At 67.7% G+C, this 15,666-nt stretch carries 15 protein-coding genes; 2 read left to right on the top strand and 13 right to left on the bottom strand.

Annotated elements, in window-relative coordinates; translation table 11 throughout:
* Positions 1 to 119: 119 nt before the first annotated feature.
* The 5 genes from rplI to ppsA form a co-directional block, all read right to left on the bottom strand.
* Positions 120 to 572 (bottom strand): 50S ribosomal protein L9, encoded by a 453-nt coding sequence (gene rplI / locus I7X39_RS12210; protein WP_198111430.1) that lies wholly within the window; start codon positions 570 to 572, stop codon positions 120 to 122.
* A 12-nt stretch (positions 573 to 584) separates the two neighbouring features.
* Entirely contained in the window at positions 585 to 875 is a 291-nt protein-coding gene (gene rpsR / locus I7X39_RS12205) for a 30S ribosomal protein S18 (RefSeq protein ID WP_198111429.1), read from the bottom strand.
* 30 nt (positions 876 to 905) lie between these two features.
* The gene (priB, locus tag I7X39_RS12200) at positions 906 to 1,196 is read right to left on the bottom strand and encodes a primosomal replication protein N (protein ID WP_232351909.1); all 291 of its coding nucleotides are present in this window, start codon (positions 1,194 to 1,196) and stop codon (positions 906 to 908) included.
* Positions 1,197 to 1,272: 76 nt separating this feature from the next.
* Positions 1,273 to 1,638: a 30S ribosomal protein S6 gene (gene rpsF / locus I7X39_RS12195; protein WP_198111427.1), complete on the bottom strand. Its 366-nt coding sequence runs from the start codon at positions 1,636 to 1,638 to the stop codon at positions 1,273 to 1,275.
* A 107-nt stretch (positions 1,639 to 1,745) separates the two neighbouring features.
* Positions 1,746 to 4,145, bottom strand: coding sequence for a phosphoenolpyruvate synthase (ppsA, locus tag I7X39_RS12190; RefSeq protein WP_198111426.1), 2,400 nt, complete (start codon positions 4,143 to 4,145; stop codon positions 1,746 to 1,748).
* A 182-nt stretch (positions 4,146 to 4,327) separates the two neighbouring features.
* On the opposite strand from ppsA, the gene ppsR reads away from it, so the two are divergent.
* Together ppsR and I7X39_RS12180 are read left to right on the top strand one after the other, a co-directional pair.
* Positions 4,328 to 5,149 carry a posphoenolpyruvate synthetase regulatory kinase/phosphorylase PpsR gene (gene ppsR / locus I7X39_RS12185; RefSeq protein ID WP_198111425.1) on the top strand — a complete coding sequence of 274 codons (822 nt, stop codon included), beginning with the start codon at positions 4,328 to 4,330 and terminating at the stop codon, positions 5,147 to 5,149.
* 47 nt (positions 5,150 to 5,196) lie between these two features.
* Positions 5,197 to 7,890, top strand: a complete 2,694-nt coding sequence (locus I7X39_RS12180) for an ATP-binding protein (protein ID WP_198111424.1) — start codon at positions 5,197 to 5,199, stop codon at positions 7,888 to 7,890.
* On the opposite strand, the gene I7X39_RS12175 is transcribed toward I7X39_RS12180, so the two are convergent.
* Genes I7X39_RS12175 through bamA form a run of 8 tightly spaced genes read right to left on the bottom strand, consistent with a single transcriptional unit; the run spans position 7,875 to position 15,526 of the window.
* Positions 7,875 to 8,663: a TrmH family RNA methyltransferase gene (locus I7X39_RS12175; protein ID WP_198111423.1), complete on the bottom strand. Its 789-nt coding sequence runs from the start codon at positions 8,661 to 8,663 to the stop codon at positions 7,875 to 7,877. The two genes, I7X39_RS12180 and I7X39_RS12175, sit on opposite strands and share 16 nt — an antisense overlap.
* Positions 8,660 to 9,223: a ribonuclease HII gene (gene rnhB, locus I7X39_RS12170; protein WP_198111474.1), complete on the bottom strand. Its 564-nt coding sequence runs from the start codon at positions 9,221 to 9,223 to the stop codon at positions 8,660 to 8,662. The genes I7X39_RS12175 and rnhB overlap by 4 nt, the downstream gene beginning before the upstream one ends.
* Before the next feature lie 52 nt (positions 9,224 to 9,275).
* A complete protein-coding gene (gene lpxB, locus I7X39_RS12165; protein ID WP_198111422.1) occupies positions 9,276 to 10,415 on the bottom strand; it encodes a lipid-A-disaccharide synthase in 1,140 nt (379 codons plus the stop codon).
* Positions 10,415 to 11,197, bottom strand: a complete 783-nt coding sequence (gene lpxA / locus I7X39_RS12160) for an acyl-ACP--UDP-N-acetylglucosamine O-acyltransferase (RefSeq protein WP_198111421.1) — start codon at positions 11,195 to 11,197, stop codon at positions 10,415 to 10,417. Before lpxA ends, lpxB begins: the two co-directional genes overlap by 1 nt.
* 25 nt (positions 11,198 to 11,222) lie before the next feature.
* On the bottom strand, positions 11,223 to 11,660 hold the full coding sequence (gene fabZ, locus I7X39_RS12155; RefSeq protein ID WP_198111420.1) for a 3-hydroxyacyl-ACP dehydratase FabZ: 438 nt from the start codon (positions 11,658 to 11,660) through the stop codon (positions 11,223 to 11,225).
* Position 11,661: 1 nt separating this feature from the next.
* A complete protein-coding gene (lpxD, locus tag I7X39_RS12150; RefSeq protein ID WP_198111419.1) occupies positions 11,662 to 12,702 on the bottom strand; it encodes a UDP-3-O-(3-hydroxymyristoyl)glucosamine N-acyltransferase in 1,041 nt (346 codons plus the stop codon).
* A 2-nt stretch (positions 12,703 to 12,704) separates the two neighbouring features.
* A complete protein-coding gene (locus tag I7X39_RS12145) occupies positions 12,705 to 13,205 on the bottom strand; it encodes an OmpH/Skp family outer membrane protein (protein WP_374432770.1) in 501 nt (166 codons plus the stop codon).
* Positions 13,206 to 13,213: 8 nt separating this feature from the next.
* Positions 13,214 to 15,526, bottom strand: coding sequence for an outer membrane protein assembly factor BamA (bamA, locus tag I7X39_RS12140; RefSeq protein WP_198111417.1), 2,313 nt, complete (start codon positions 15,524 to 15,526; stop codon positions 13,214 to 13,216).
* Positions 15,527 to 15,666: the final 140 nt, after the last annotated feature.

The raw sequence follows: 15,666 nt of genomic DNA, 5'->3' as shown, positions 1-15,666 counted from the left end.
ACAAGGCTGTGGGCAAACGGTGCGTGAGCGGTGGGTTGCGCGGGAAAACTCCGGGCCGAAATAAAACAAGGCCGGCACCCTTGCGGGCCCGGCCTTGCGGCACAGCGTGCGGCGCGCGATTACTCGGCGGCAGCGACCACGTGCACGTGGATGTCAGCCACCACGTCCGAGTGCAGAGCGATCTGCAGCGCGAACTCGCCGGTGTGCTTCAGCGGGCCGTTGGGCAGGCGAACCATGCCCTTGACCACATCCATACCTTGGGCCTTGATGGCGTCGGCGATGTCGGCGTTGGTGACCGAGCCGAACAGACGGCCGTCCACACCGGCCTTCTGGGTCACGGTGATGGTCTTGCCGGTCAGCTTCTCGCCCAGAGCCTGGGCAGCGGCCAGCTTCTCGGCGGCGACCTTTTCCAGCTCGGCGCGCTTGGCTTCGAATTCCTTGATCGCGGCCTCGGTGGCGCGGCGCGCCTGCTTGGTCGGGATCAGGAAGTTGCGGGCGTAGCCGTCCTTGACCTTGACGATCTCGCCCAGGTTGCCCAGGTTGGCCACTTTTTCCAGCAGGATGATTTGCATGGTCGGTACTCCTTAGGCCTTGTGCTGGTCGGTGTACGGCAGCAGGGCCAGAACGCGCGCACGCTTGATGGCGGTGGTCAGCTGACGCTGATAGATCGCGCGGGTGCCGGTCAGACGGGCCGGGGTGATCTTGCCGTTTTCGGCAATGAAATCACGCAGGGTGTCCACGTCCTTGTAGTCGATCTGCTCGACACCGGCGACGGTGAAGCGGCAGAAGCGCTTGCGGCGGAACAGCAGGGATTGTTGGTTGCGCTTGGGCTTCTTGTCCTTGGAGAAGCGACCCTTGCCTCGAGAAATGGCCATGATGGACCTCGTTGATTCGTACTGTGTTGATCAGGTGCTCGTCGGACTTGCTGCGGGGCTCACACCGGTGATGTGGAACACCACCCCCTTGCCGTTGCGCGCCGCGGCCAGAAAGCCGCTCCACAGGGCCGGGCTTTCGCTCGGCAGACCCAGCAGTTGCTGGGCCAGTGGCCCGATGGCGACGGCCCGGATACGCATCTCGACCTTGCGGGGCTTGCCCGCTTCCACGGCTTCGCCGCAGTGCTCGAGGGTCAGATCCAGGGCCGGCAAACCAGCCGGTGTGTAGCGCAACGCCGCTCGCTCCACCCACCGGGCACTCAAGGTCAGTTCGTTGACCGAGGCCTCAGCAGGCAATGCAGGGGTTTGCAGTCTTGTCCTCCGAAAGCGTCAGCGCCAATTAGGCGGCAGCGGCCTCTTGATTGGCCTTGCGCGATTCCTCGCGCTCGACGGCCTTCATCATGACGGACGGGGTCGTTTCGGCCTTGTCCTTCTTGATGGTCATGTGGCGCAGCACGGCGTCGTTGTAGCGGAAGCCGGTCTCGAGCTCGTTCAGCACGTCCTTGCTGGTCTCGATGTTCAGGCACACATAGTGGGCCTTGGCAAGCTTCTGGATCATGTAGGCCAGCTGGCGGCGGCCCCAGTCCTCGACGCGGTGCACCTTGCCGCCGGCGGCGGTGACGATGCCCTTGTAACGCTCCAGCATGGCCGGAACCTGTTCGCTCTGATCCGGGTGGATCAGCAGCACGATTTCATAGTGACGCATGAGAACTCCTTGTGGATTCCAGGAATGGAAGCCTTGAGCGGCGTCGGACGCCCAAGGCAAGGGAAAGCCCGCGAGTATAACGGGCTTGAGGCGGCTGCCCGCCGGACTTACTTCACGCCCGCCAGACGGGTCCAGGTCTCGACCACGGTATCGGGGTTCAGCGAGATCGAGGTGATGCCCTCGGCCGCCAGCCAGTCGGCAAAGTCCGGGTGGTCGCTGGGGCCCTGGCCGCAGATGCCGATGTACTTGCCGGTGGCGCGGCAGGCGTTGATGGCGCGGCTGATCAGGCTGCGCACGGCCGGGTCGCGCTCGTCGAAGTCGCCCGCCAGCTGCTCCAGGCCGGAGTCGCGGTCCAGGCCCAGGGTCAGCTGGGTCAGGTCGTTGGAGCCGATCGACATGCCGTCGAAATGCTCCAGGAACTGGTCGGCCAGGATGGCGTTGCTGGGCACCTCGCACATCATGATGACGCGCAGGCCGTCCACCCCGCGCTTCAGGCCGCGCTCGGCCAGCATGCCCACCACGCGCTCGGCCTGCTTCACTGTGCGCACGAAGGGCACCATGATCTCGACGTTGCTCAGGCCCATCTCGGTGCGCACCCGCTTGAGGGCCTCGCATTCCATCGCGAAGGCGTCCGAGAACTCGCCGCTGATGTAGCGGCTGGCGCCGCGGAAGCCCAGCATGGGGTTCTCTTCGTCCGGTTCGTAGCGCGAGCCGCCGATCAGCTTGCGGTACTCGTTGCTCTTGAAGTCGGACAGACGCACGATCACCGGGCGCGGGTAGAAGGCGGCGGCGATGGTGGCAATGCCCTCGGCGAGCTTGTCCACATAGAAAGCGCGCGGGCTGGCGTGGCCGCGCGCGACCGACTCGACGGCCTTCTTCAGGTCGGCATCAATCGCCGGGTAGTCGAGGATGGCCTTGGGGTGAACGCCGATGTTGTTGTTGATGATGAATTCCAGCCGCGCCAGGCCCACGCCGCCCGAGGGCATCTGCGCGAAGTTGAAGGCCAGCTGCGGGTTGCCGACGTTCATCATGATCTTGACCGGGCAGTAGGGCAGTTCCTGCTGCTGCACCTCGGTGACCTCGGCCTCGATCAGGCCCTCGTACACGAAACCGGTATCGCCTTCCGAGCAGGCCACGGTCACGAGCTGGCCGTCCTTGAGCTTCTCGGTTGCGTCGTGGCAGCCCACCACGGCGGGGATGCCCAGTTCGCGCGCAATGATGGCCGCGTGGCAGGTGCGACCACCGCGGTTGGTAACGATGGCGCTGGCGCGCTTCATCACCGGCTCCCAGTTCGGGTCGGTCATGTCGGTCACCAGCACATCGCCGGGCTGCACGCGCTCCATCTCGGCGGTGCTTTCCACCAGTCGCACCGGGCCGGTGCCGACCTTCTGGCCAATCGCCCGCCCTTCCACCAGCACTACGCTGTCCTTGCCGGCCTTCAGGCGGTAGCGGTGCTCCACCTGGCTCTGGCTCTTCACTGTCTCAGGGCGGGCCTGCAGGATGTAGAGCTTGCCGTCCTCGCCGTCCTTGCCCCACTCGATGTCCATCGGGCGGCCGTAGTGCTTCTCGATGATCACCGCGTACTGGGCCAGCTCGACCACGTCGGCGTCGTTCAGTGAGTAGCGGTTGCGCAGCTCCACTGCCACGTCTTCGGTCTTCACGAGCTTGCCGGATTCGGCACGCTCCTGCGGCGTGGCGAAGCCCATGCGGATCAGCTTGCTGCCCAGGTTGCGACGGATGATGGGCAGCTGCCCCTTGGCCAGCGCCGGCTTGAAGACGTAGAACTCGTCCGGGTTCACCGCGCCCTGCACCACGGTCTCGCCCAGGCCGTAGCTGCTGGTGATGAAGACCACGTCCTTGAAGCCGGACTCGGTGTCGATGGTGAACATCACGCCTGAAGAACCCAGGTCCGAGCGCACCATGCGCTGGATGCCGGCCGACAGCGCCACATGGCTGTGCACAAAGCCCTTGTGCACGCGGTAGCTGATGGCGCGGTCGTTGTAGAGCGAGGCGAAGACCTCGCGCACCTTGTACAGGATGTCCTCGATGCCGTGCACGTTCAGGAAGGTTTCCTGCTGACCTGCAAAGCTGGCGTCGGGCAGGTCTTCAGCCGTGGCCGAGCTGCGCACGGCGAAGCTGGCGTCCGGGCTGCCGGCGGCCAGGGCCGCGTAGCTGGTGCGGATGGCGTCTTCCAGCGCCGGCGGGAAGGGCTGGTTCATGACCCAGCCGCGGATCTCGGCGCCGGCCTCGGCCAGGGCGCGCACATCGTCGGCATTCAGCGCGTCCAGCTTGGCGTGGATGCGCGCATCCAGGCCGCCGGCCTGCAGGAACTCGCGAAAGGCCTGCGCCGTGGTGGCAAAGCCGCCCGGCACCCGCACCCCGCTCTCGGCCAGCTGGGAAATCATCTCCCCCAGGCTGGCGTTCTTGCCGCCGACGACTTCGACGTCTTCGTTTCTTAAGTGCTCGAACGGGACGACCAGGGCGGTCGGCTCAAAGCGTGCAGACATGGAACAACTCCTCGATGGTGAAAAAACCGGGGTTGCCGCAGGGCCGACACGCTGCCACGCGTCATGTTCTGGTTCTGGGGGAGGCAGCGGAACACGGGCAATCTGGCGGCGAACGCAATGGGCGAGATTCTAGGGAGACGGCCTGCCCCTACCATCGGAATCCCGCGTAACCAAGCTTCGCCATGGCCGACCGCACCGTGTACTTTCTCTCGGACGGCACCGGGATCACCGCCGAAACCTTCGGCAACTCCATCCTGGCCCAGTTCGCCGTCAAGCCCCGCCATGTGCGCCGCCCCTTCATCGACACCGCGGAAAAAGCCCGCGAGGTGGTGCACGAGATCAATGCCATCGCCGAATCGGGCGCGCCGCGTGCCATCGTCTTCGCCACCCTGGTGAACCGCGAGGTGCTGGCGCTGGTGCGTGAACAGTGCCAGGCCATGGTGCTGGACATGTTCGGCATGTTCATCGCCCCGCTGGAAGAGGAGTTCGCGCTCAAGAGCAGCCACCGCGTCGGCCGCTTTGGCGACGCCGCCAAGAGCCAGGAGTACCAGGACCGCATCGAGGCCATCAACTTCTCGCTCGCGCACGACGACGGCCAGTCGGCCCGCAACCTGGACACCGCCGACGTCATCCTGGTCGGCGTCTCGCGCTCGGGCAAGACGCCCACCTCGCTGTACCTGGCCATGCAGCACGGCATCAAGGCCGCCAACTACCCGCTCATCCCCGAGGACTTCGAGCGCGGCCGCCTGCCCGAGGCCCTGAAAGTGCACAAGAGCAAGTGCTTCGGCCTGACGATCGACCCCGACCGCCTGAGCCAGATCCGCAACGAACGCCGCCCCGGCAGCAAGTACGCCGACTTCGGCAACTGCCGCTACGAGGTGGCCGAGGCCGAATCGATGATGAAGCGCGAGGGCATCGCCTGGCTCTCAAGCACGCACAAGTCGATCGAAGAAATCGCCACCACCATCCTGCGGGACATCCGGCCCGACCGGCTCGTGTACTGAAACACACAGCCATTTGCAAGGCCACGGCACGGGCGTAGGCTCGCGCCATGCGGCCCTTCTATGCGGCAAGCGAGCGCGAGCACCTCGCCCGTCAGCCTGGCGACCCGTTGGCGCTGGCCTGGGCGCTGCGTCAGCTTGAACCCGAGCGCTCCGCCCAGCTGTTTGCCGCCCTCCCAGGCTCCTTGGCGCGCGCCTGGGAGCAACTGGCACAGGCCGAAAGCGCCGCGTGCGCCGAAGACTTCGAGCCCGCGCAGGCCCTGCTGCAGGCCGCAGCGGATGCCTTCGAACGCCTGGAGTTGCCCCTGGCCCAGGCCATGTGCGGTTGGGTACAGGTACAGCTGGCCTGGGCACGCGGCGAGGAAGGGGCGGTCGAGGCGCTGCTGGAAGGCCTGATCGGGCGCTTTGAAGAACTGAACGCGTCCGAGCAGGCCGATCTGGCCCGACTGGAACTGGCCGCCCGTTGCGCCTCGCGCGATCTGGCGCGCTGCCGCAGCCTATTCGGGCAGGTGCGGCCCGATCGCTCGGACGCCGTGGCGGCCCTGCTGGCCATGGTGCAGGCCTTGATGGCGGTGCACTCGGGGGATTCATTGCGCGCGGCCCAAGGGCTGCTGCACTCCTACGAGGCCGCGCTGGACTACGGCATGCGCTACCGCGCCGTGGCCCTGTGCGCCCTGCTGGCGCATAGCTTTGCCGCCCTGGGCGACCTGGGCGGCGCGGCCGAGTGGGCGCAGCGTGGTCTGGACCTGGCCGCACCCGGCTGGACCCTGCGCAGCGCTGCCTGCCGTTACGAACTCGGTGCCGCGCTGCTGCGGCAGCAGCAGACCGACGCCGCCCGCCAGGTGTTCGAGAACCTCATCAAGGACCTGCAGCTGCGCCCGCTGTCCCGCGCGATGCAGCAGACGCGCTGGAGCCTCGGGCGTCTGGAGGCCGCGCAGGGGCGCTGGGACGCCGCGCGGGCGCAGTTCGAAGCCCTGCTCGAGGGCGCTCAGCGCGCCCGCTTCATCGACACCCAGGCCGAAGCCCTGGAGGGCCTGAGCGCCTGCGCACTGGCCGCCGGGCAGCAGCAGCGGGCGCGTGAACTGCTGCACCAGGGCCTGCAGCTGGCCCGCGCCGGGGGCTATGGCAAGCAGGAACAGGACCTGCTATTGCAAGAGGCCCGCATCGAGCTGGAAGCCGGCGCCCCCGCAGCCGCGCTGGCCCTGCTGGAGCCATTGCGCGCGCGGTTGCAGCGGATCCCCGGCGCAGAAGCCCCGGTGGAGCTGCTGCGCGGCCTGGCCCTGGCCCACGAACAGTTGGGGCAGCTCGCCGCCGCGCTGCAATGTGAGCGCCAAGCCGCCGAGCGCGAACGCACCGAGCTGACCAGCGCCTGTGAGCAACGCCTGCAGGTGCTGCAAACACAGCAGGAGCTGCAGCACACGCGGCAAGAGAACGAAGCCCTGCGGCGCATGGGCGAGGCGGCCGCACAGCGCGCCGCCGCCGCCGAGCACAACCTGCACACCTTGGAGCAGCTGGCGCAGATCGGCCGCGGCCTGACAGCGCGCCTGCAGCCCGCCGCGCTGTTCCCGCTGCTGGAACGCGAGCTGCGCGGCCTGCTGCCGGTCAACGTAATGATGCTGTTCCAGCGCCGCGGCGAGCAGTTGGAACTGCTCTACGGCCACGAGGACGGTCACGCCCTGAAGCTGGCCCCGATCCCCTTGGACGATCCGCATGCGCTCTCGGCGCGCTGCGCGCGCGAGGACCGGCTGTTGTGCCTGGAGGGCGAGCAATCGGCCAGCCGCATCCCCGGCGTGCCCGCCACGCACAGCCTGCTGTTCGCGCCCCTGCGCTGGCAGGGCCGCGTGGTGGGCGTGCTCAGCCTGCAGGCGCAGGCGCGCAGCGCCTACGGCCCCCCGGAGCAGCAGCTGGTGCTGAACCTGGCCGCCTACCTGGCCATCGCGCTGGAGAACTGCCGTGCCTACGAACAGGTGTCTGCCCTGCAGCACGAACTGGCGGAACGGCGCCGCCAGGCCGCGCTGGGCAGCCTGGTGGCCGGTGTGGCGCATGAGCTGAACACCCCGCTGGGCAATTGCCTGCTGGTGCTGAGCGCCATGCAGGCGCAGTTGAAGGCCCTGCTGGCGCAGGTGGACAGCCTCGCGCCCAAGCGCAGCCTGCTGCAAAGCGGCTGCGCGGACCTGGCCCACGGCATGGACCTGGTGGAGCGCGCGCTGCAGCGCGCGGCCCTGCTGGTGGAGGACTTCAAGGGCCTGGCCAGCCAGCCCGAAAGCGAGCCCCCCGAGGCCCTGGACCCTGCGGAGCTTTGCCAGGGGCTGCTGCGCAGCCAGCAAGGCCCGCTGAAGCAGGCCGGCTTGGTGGTCGAGACCCGGTTGCAGCCCGCACCGGGCCTGCTGAGCCGCCGCCACGCCTTGCTGGAGGTGCTGCGCGCCCTGCTGGACAACGTGCTGGTGCACGCCGCCGCGGCGCGGCTGGAGGTGCGCGGCACCATCGAGGGCGGGCACTACCGCATCGACTGGATCGACAACGGCCGTGGCATCGCGGTCGAACCGCCGGAGCGTGTGTTCGACCCCTTTTACTCCACCCGCTTCGGCCAGGGTGGCAGCGGCCTGGGCCTTTCGGTGGCCCTTCACCGCGCGCGCGTGCTGCTGGGGGGCGAGTTGCAGGTGCAGAGCCAGCCCGGCCAGGGCTGCCACTTCCTACTCAGCCTGCCCTTGGCCGGGCCGGATGGCGATCAGCTGATGAGCTGACGGCGCAAGCTCTCGTACAGGCAGATGGCCGCCGCCGCGGCGACGTTGAGCGATTCCTCGCCGCCCGGCTGCGGGATGCGCACCGTGGCCTGGCAGCGCGCCAGCAGGGCCTCGGACACGCCCTGCCCTTCATGCCCGAACACCCAGGCGCAGGGCTGCGGCAGCGCGATGCGATGCAGCTCGTGCTCGGCATGCGAGCTGGTGGCCAGCAGCGGCAGGCGCAGCGCGTCCAGATCCGCTTCGGCCAGACCTTCGACCCAGTGCAGACCGAAATGCGCGCCCATGCCGGCGCGCAGCACCTTGGGCGAGCCCAGGGCCGCGCAGCCCTTGAGCGCCAGCACCTGGCGCACGCCCAGCGCCACCGCGCTGCGCAGGATGGTGCCGACGTTGCCGGCGTCCTGCAGCCGGTCCAGCACCACGCTTGGCACATCGGTCAGGACGGGCGCGCGGCCGGCCCAGGCCAGCGTGGCGCCGATCTGCGTGCTGGAGGGCAGCCCGCTGACCGACTCGAACAGCTTGGCCGGCACCACCAGCACACGCGGCGCCTGCAGGGCCAACTCGCGCCACTCGGGGCGCTGGTGCATGGCCTCTTCAGTGACCAGCACCTGGGTGGGCTGCAGGCCACGCGCCAGCGCAGCGCGCAGCAGGTGGTCGCCGTCCAGCCAAAGCTGGCCCTGTTCGCGATAGGCCGTGCTCTCGCGCGCCAGCTCGCGCAGGCGCTTGAGCGTGGGGTTGGCGCTGGAATCGATGCGCAGGACTTGTGGGCTGCTCATCGCAACACTCCCAGGGCTTCACGGACTGGGGCAAAGCTGCGCCGGTGCCAAGGGCCCGGCCCCAGGCGGCGCAGCACTTCGAGGTGCTCGGCCGTGGGGTAGCCCTTGTGGCCGGCGAAACCGTATTCGGGGTGCTGCTCGTGCACCTGCAAGCACCAGGCATCGCGCTGCACCTTGGCCAGGATGGAGGCCGCCGAGATCGCCGGCACCAAGGCATCGCCCTTGACGATGGTGCGCACCGGCTGCTCCAGCACCGGCGCGCGGTTGCCGTCCACCCACACCAGGCCGGGCTTGAGGCGCAGGCCGCGCACCGCGCGCTGCATGGCCAGCAGGGTGGCCTGCAGGATGTTCAGGCGGTCGATCTCCTCCACCGAGGCCTCGGCCACCGAGACGCACAGCGCATGGGCGCGGATGGCCTCGGCCAGGCGCTCGCGCCTGCGCGCCGTCAGCACCTTGGAATCGGCCAGGCCTTCGATCGGGTGGTCGGGGTCCAGGATGACGGCGGCGGCCACCACGGGACCGGCCAGCGGGCCGCGGCCGGCTTCGTCCACCCCGGCCATCAGCGCCGCCTCCGGCGCCGGCCCGAACAGGTCTGGCGTGTAGGGCGCCACTTCAGCGACCGAGGGTTTGCGCAATCGCGTCACAGCAGAGCGTGGCCGTGTCGGCCTGCAGGGAGTCGTAGAGGGCGCGGCAGCGTTCGCGCAGGCGCGCGCTGGCGGCCGGGTCGTCCAGCCAGGCCTGGGCGGCAGCGGCCAGCAGCTCGGGTTGGCAGTCGTCCTGCAGGCGCTCGGGCACCAGGAAGTCGCGCGCCAGGATGTTGGGCAGGCCCACCCAGGGCTGCAACTGCTTGCCCTTCATGCGCCGGAAGTTGGCCGGACTGACGCGGTAGGCGACCACCTGCGGGCATTGCAGCAGCGCGGCCTCCAGCGTGGCAGTGCCACTGGCCACCAGGGCGCAATCGGCGGCAGCCAGCAGCGCATGGGCCTGGCCATCCAACAGGCGCAGGTCCAGCTCAGGTGCCACGGCCGCGCGCAGGGCTTCGATTTGAGCCCTCCGACCGGGTGCCATGGGGAGCAGCACCTGCAGGGCAGGGTCGCGATGCTTGAGGATGGCGGCGGCCCGCAGCATGGCAGGGCCGATCAGTTCGACCTCGCTCTGGCGACTGCCGGGCAGCAGGGCCAGCACCCGCGCACCCTCGGACAGGCTCAACGCCAGGCGCGCACTTGCACGGGGCGGCTCGGGTGGGATGAGTTCGGTGAGCGGATGGCCGACAAAGCTGGCCGCAATGCCGGCGTGGTGCAGGATCTCGGGTTCAAAGGGAAAGAGACACAACACATGATCGGCGGCTGCGCGGATGGTGTCCACGCGCTCCGGACGCCAGGCCCAGATCGAAGGGCAGACGTAATGCACCGTCTTGATGCCACCGGCGCGCAGGCGCTTTTCGAGACCGAAGTTGAAGTCCGGCGCGTCGATGCCGACGAAGAGCTCCGGGCGCTCAGCCAGCCAGCGCGAGCCCGCACGGCGGCGAATCCACAGCAACTCGGGCAGGCGCTTGAGCGCATCCACATAGCCAAAGACCGACAGCCGTTCGGATGGCCACCAGGCCTGCACCCCTTCGGCCTGCAGGCGCGGGCCGGCAATGCCGGCGGCCTGCAGCTGCGGCCAGCGGCCGCGCAAAGCGCGCACCAGGCTGGCACCGATCAGATCGCCCGACGCCTCGCCGGCGACGAGACCCAGGCGCTGCAAGGGCATCAGCGCACCAGGCCTCGCTTGGACCCGGCCAGGAAGTCCAGCATCAGCTGCACATCCTCGTCACCGCCCTGGCCCTTCAGCGCCTCGATCTCGCTACGGGCCTGTTCCAGCGTCAAGGACTGGCGGAACAGCAGCTTGTGCATCTGGCGAATGGCCGTGATGCGCGCCGGCGTGAAGTCGCGGCGCTTCAGGCCCGTCAGGTTCACGGCGCGCACCGCCAGCGGGTTGCCGTCCACGGTCATGTAGGGCACGACGTCCTGCGACACATGCGCCTGGAACCCGATCATGGCGTGGGCCCCGATGTGCACGAACTGGTGCACGCCGGTGAGCCCCCCGATCACCGCCCAATCGCCCACATGCACGTGGCCGGCGAGCGTGGCGTTGTTGGCCAGCACGCAGTGGTTGCCCAGCACCACGTCATGCGCCAGATGCACGTAGGCCATGATCCAGTTGTCGGAACCGACCCGCGTGAGGCCCTGCTCCTTGTGCGTGCCGGTGCTGAAGGTGCAGTACTGGAACACGGTGTTGCGGTCGCCGATGACCAGCTCGGTCAGTTCGCCGCGATGGCTCATGTCCTGCGGCATGCAGCCGATGGAGCTGTGCGAGTAGAAGCGGTTGTCGCGACCGATGGTGGTGCGGCCCTCGATCACGCAATGCGAACCCACCACGGTGCCCGCGCCGATCTTCACCGCGGGGCCGATGATGGCGTAAGGGCCAACCGTGACGCCCTCGTCCAGCTGGGCGGCGGGGTCCACGATGGCAGTCGGGTGGATGGAGCTCATGCGGGCGGCGTCCTTGAAGCCAGGTTCAGGCAATCCGGCGCATGGTGCTCATGAGCTGGGCTTCCGCAGCCAGCTCCTCGCCCACATAGGCTTTGCCGGTGAACTTGTAGATGCCGGCCTTGGCGCGGTCCAGCGTCACATCCAGGATCAGCTGGTCCCCCGGCTCGACCGGGCGCTTGAAGCGCGCGCCGTCGATGCCGGCGAAGTACACGACCGACTTTTCATCCAGCACCACGTCCTCGCTGGCCACGCACAGCAGCGTGGCGGCCTGGGCCATGGCCTCCAGGATCATCACGCCCGGCATCACCGGCCGGTGCGGAAAGTGGCCGAGGAAATGCGGCTCGTTGATCGAGACGTTCTTCAGCGCGCGGATGCGCTTGCCCTTGTCCAGTTCGACCACACGATCGACCAGAAGGATGGGATAGCGGTGCGGCAGGCGCTTGAGGATCTCGTGGATGTCCATGTCAGTTCTTCTTCTGCTGTTGTTCCAGCGCACGCACCCGCTCGCGCAGCTTGTAGAGCTGGCGCAGCGAGGCGGCGTTCTTTTCCCAGGACGCGTTGTCGTCCATCGGGAATATGCCGGTGTAGGTGCCGGGCTTTTGGATCGAGCGCGTGACCACCGTGCAGGCCGAGATGTGCACATGGTCGGCCAGCGTGAGGTGGCCGACGATCTTCGCGTCCCCGCCGATCGTGCAATGGCGCCCGATGCGGGTACTGCCGGCGACCGCGGCGCAGCCCGCCATGGCCGTATGCGCACCCACATGCACGTTGTGGGCGATGTGAATCAGGTTGTCGAGCTTGACGCCCTCTTCGACCACGGTGTCGTCCAGGGCGCCGCGGTCGATCGTGCAATTGGCACCGATCTCGACGTCATCGCCGATGCGCACGCGCCCAAGCTGCTCGATCTTGATCCAGCGCCCCTGCTCGGGCGCGAAGCCGAAGCCATCGGCGCCGATGACGGTGCCGCCATGCACGATGCAGCGCGCGCCGAGCTCGCAGTCGGCGCCAATGACCACATGGGCACCAATGTGCGTGCCCGGCCCGATGCGGGCACCGGCCTCGATGACGGCATGCGGAGCGATGCGGGCGCCCGCGCCAAGCACGGCGCCGGCTCCGACGAAAGCCAGGGCCCCCACCTCCACCCCTTCACCCAGCACGGCGCTGGGGTGCACCACCGCCTGGGCGTGAACCCCTGCCGCGGGTGCGCGCAGGCGCGCGACCCACCACTGACTGAGCCGGGCGTAATAGAGATAGGGGTTGGGACTGACGATCAGTGCCGCCTGCTGCGCGGCTTCTTCGGCCAGCTCGGGGGGCACGATCAGCGCACCGGCATGGCTGGCGCGCATGGCCTCGGCATGGCGGGCGCCGGTGACGAATCCGATGTGCTGGATCTGCGCCGAGGCCAAGCTGGCCAGACCCTGAAGCGGCAGATCCGCCGGTCCGATCAGTTCGCCGCCGAGCGCCTCGACCAGCTCCCCGAGTCGAACCGTGCTGCCGCCACGCACGCTTACTTCTGCGCGTTGAGCGCGTCGATCACGCGCTTGGTGATGTCGATGCGGGCGCTCGCATGGATGGCGTCCTGCACGATGAGGTCGAACTTTTCCTGCTCGAAGATCTGCTTGATGACGCGGTTCGCGCGCTCGACCACGACTTGCAATTCTTCATTGCGGCGCTGCTGCGCGTCTTCCTGGAACTCGCGGCGCTTGCGCTGCAGGTCACGGTCGCTCTCGATCAGCTCGCGTTGGCGGCGGCCCTTCTCGGCTTCCGTCAGCAGGGCCTGATCCTTCTCGAACTTTTCGCCTGCCGCCTGCAGCTTGGCTGCCGCGTCCTTCAATTCCTTCTCGCGCTTGCCGAATTCAGCCTCCAGCTTGGCCTGCGCAGCCTTGGCCAGATTCGACTCGCGCACCACGCGCTCGCTATTGACGAAACCGATCTTCAGCTCTTGCGCCGACACGCTGCTCAGGGGCAGCGCAGCAAGCGCAGCCAGGGTCAATGCACGCAGACTCATGGCGATCATCAGAAAGAGTTCCCGATCTGGAATTGGAAGCGTTCGATTCTATCTTGGGGCTGCGAGCGGAAGGGCTTGCCCCAGCTCAGACGTAGGGGGCCGACCGGAGACATCCAGGACAGGCCAATACCCGCCGACGCACGCATCGAATCGAAGCCGACTTTCTCGTACTTGCTTTCGGTGTTCCACACATTGCCGGCGTCGGCAAATGCAAACAGGCGGAAGGTGCGATCCTTGCCTGAACCCGGCACCGGGATGTACAGCTCGGTGTTGAAGTTCACCTTCAGATTGCCGCCGCTGCGCGCGCCCGTGTTGTCCACCGGGCCGAGCGAGCCGCCTTCAAAGGCGCGCACGGAACCCAGGCCGCCGGCGTAGAAGGTCTTGAACACCGGGTACAGGCGCCCGCCCAGGGCGTCGCCGGCGCCCAGCTCACCGTTCACCATCAGCGTGAACTTGTTGCCGAGCGGGAAGAAGCGCTGGTACTGCAGGTTCAGGCGGCCGTAGCGCGCGTCGCCAATCGGGCTGATTTCCAGGTTGACGCGCTTGAACGAGCCGGCAATCGGCGAGAGCAGGTTGTCGCGGCTGTCATTGGCCCAGCCGATCGTCAGCGGCACCGCAATGCTGGACGAGCCGAAGGCTTGCGCGTACTTGAAGATGTTGTTCGGCACACCCTGGGTTTCGGTGATCTTGGTGCGCTCATAGCCTAGGCCGAAGAACACCGAATCGAACTCGGCGATCGGCACGCCGTAGGTCAGGCGGCCACCTTGCGAGGCGAATTCGTACACCTCGCCCAGATTGCTCAGCGGCTTGGAGGTGCGGTAGAACAAGTCGACCCGGCGCGAGACGCCGTCTTCGGTCGAGTAGGGATCCGCCATGCCCAGCACCACCGCGCGGCCCAGGCTGGAGGTGTTCAGCTCCATCTCCACCGAGCGGCCGGAACCCAGGAAGTTGTCCTGGCGCACCGAGCCGGTCAGCGTCACCTTGGTCTGGCTGGAGTAGCCCGCGCCGAAGGTGATGTTGCCGGTCGAACGCTCCTTGACGGTGAGCACCACGTCGACCTGATCGGGCGCTCCCGGCACTTCAACCGTATCGATCTCGACCGATTCGAAGAAGCCCAGACGATCAACGCGGTCGCGCGAGGCCTTGATGCGCTGGCCGTCGTACCAGGCGCCCTCGAACTGGCGGAACTCGCGGCGGATCACCTCGTCGCGCGTCTTGTTGTTGCCGGCGACCTGGATGCGCCGCACATAGGCACGCCGCTCGGGCGAGGCCACCAGGGTGATGGTGACCAAGCCGGTGGCTCGGTCGATATCCTGACGCGGCTCCACGCGCGGGAAGGCGTAGCCGAAGCTGCCGTAGTAATCGCTGAAGGCGCGCGTGGTGCGAGCCACCGCCTCGCCCTGGTAGGCCTCACCCGGTTTGATGGCGATCAGCTGGCGGAAATTCTCTTCCTGGCCCAGGTAATCGCCTTCCATCTTGACGGCCGCCACGGTGTAGGCCTGGCCTTCGCTGACGGTCACGGCAATGGCGATGCGCTGCTTGTCCGGCGAGATCGTGACCTGGGTCGACTCGACGTTGAACTCCAGGTAGCCGCGGTTCTGGTAGTGCGAGCGCAGCGTCTCCAGGTCGGCGTTTAGCTTGGCGCGCGAGTAGCGGTCGGTCTTGGTGTACCAGGTCAGCCAGCCCGAGCTGGTCTGCTCCAGCAGGCCGAGCAGGGTCGATTCGGAAAAAGCCTTGCTGCCCAGGATGCGGATGTCGGCGATCTTGGCGGGTTCGCCTTCCACCACCGAGAACGCCACATTGACGCGGTTGCGTTCGATCGGGGTGATGGTGGTCGTCACCTCGGCGCCGTAGAAGCTCTTGGTCAGGTACTGACGCTTGAGCTCCTGCTCGGCGCGGTCGGCCAGTGCGCGGTCGAAGGGACGGCCTTCGCCGATGCCCACGTCCTTCAGAGACTTGGTCAGAGCTTCCTTGTCGAACTCCTTCAGCCCGACAAAGCTGACGTCGGCAATGATGGGGCGCTCTTCGATCAGCACCACCACGGCGTCGCCGTCGATCTGGATGCGCACGTCCTTGTAGAGACCGGTGGCGAACAGCGCACGCAAGGCCGCCACGCCCTTCTCGTCGTTGTAGGTGTCGCCGATGCGGAAGGGCAGGCTGGCGAAGACGGTGCCCGGGTCGGTGCGCTGCAGGCCCTCGACGCGGATGTCACGCAGCTTGAACGGCTCCACCGCCCAACTGGGCAGATGGACGGCGCCGCACAGCACCAGGGTCAGCAGGGACGAGTGAATGCGCGAGCGCGAACGTTCGAAAGCGGCCATGCAGCAGGGGAATCAGGGAACCGGTGGGAGGGGCGGTACGTGGCAGGGGAGGCCAACGCACCAGGGTCGCCTTCAGGCGACTCGCAGCGCACCAGACAGTGCGCCCGCGCAGCCCTCGGGAAAGTGCGGGGCATGATATC

Origin of the sequence: Inhella proteolytica, from assembly GCF_016093275.1 — a bacterium.
In the GTDB taxonomy this organism is placed as follows: domain Bacteria; phylum Pseudomonadota; class Gammaproteobacteria; order Burkholderiales; family Burkholderiaceae_C; genus Inhella; species Inhella proteolytica.
The sequence above is the reverse complement of the archived record's forward strand: the minus strand, read 5'-3'. Positions and strand labels throughout refer to the sequence as shown.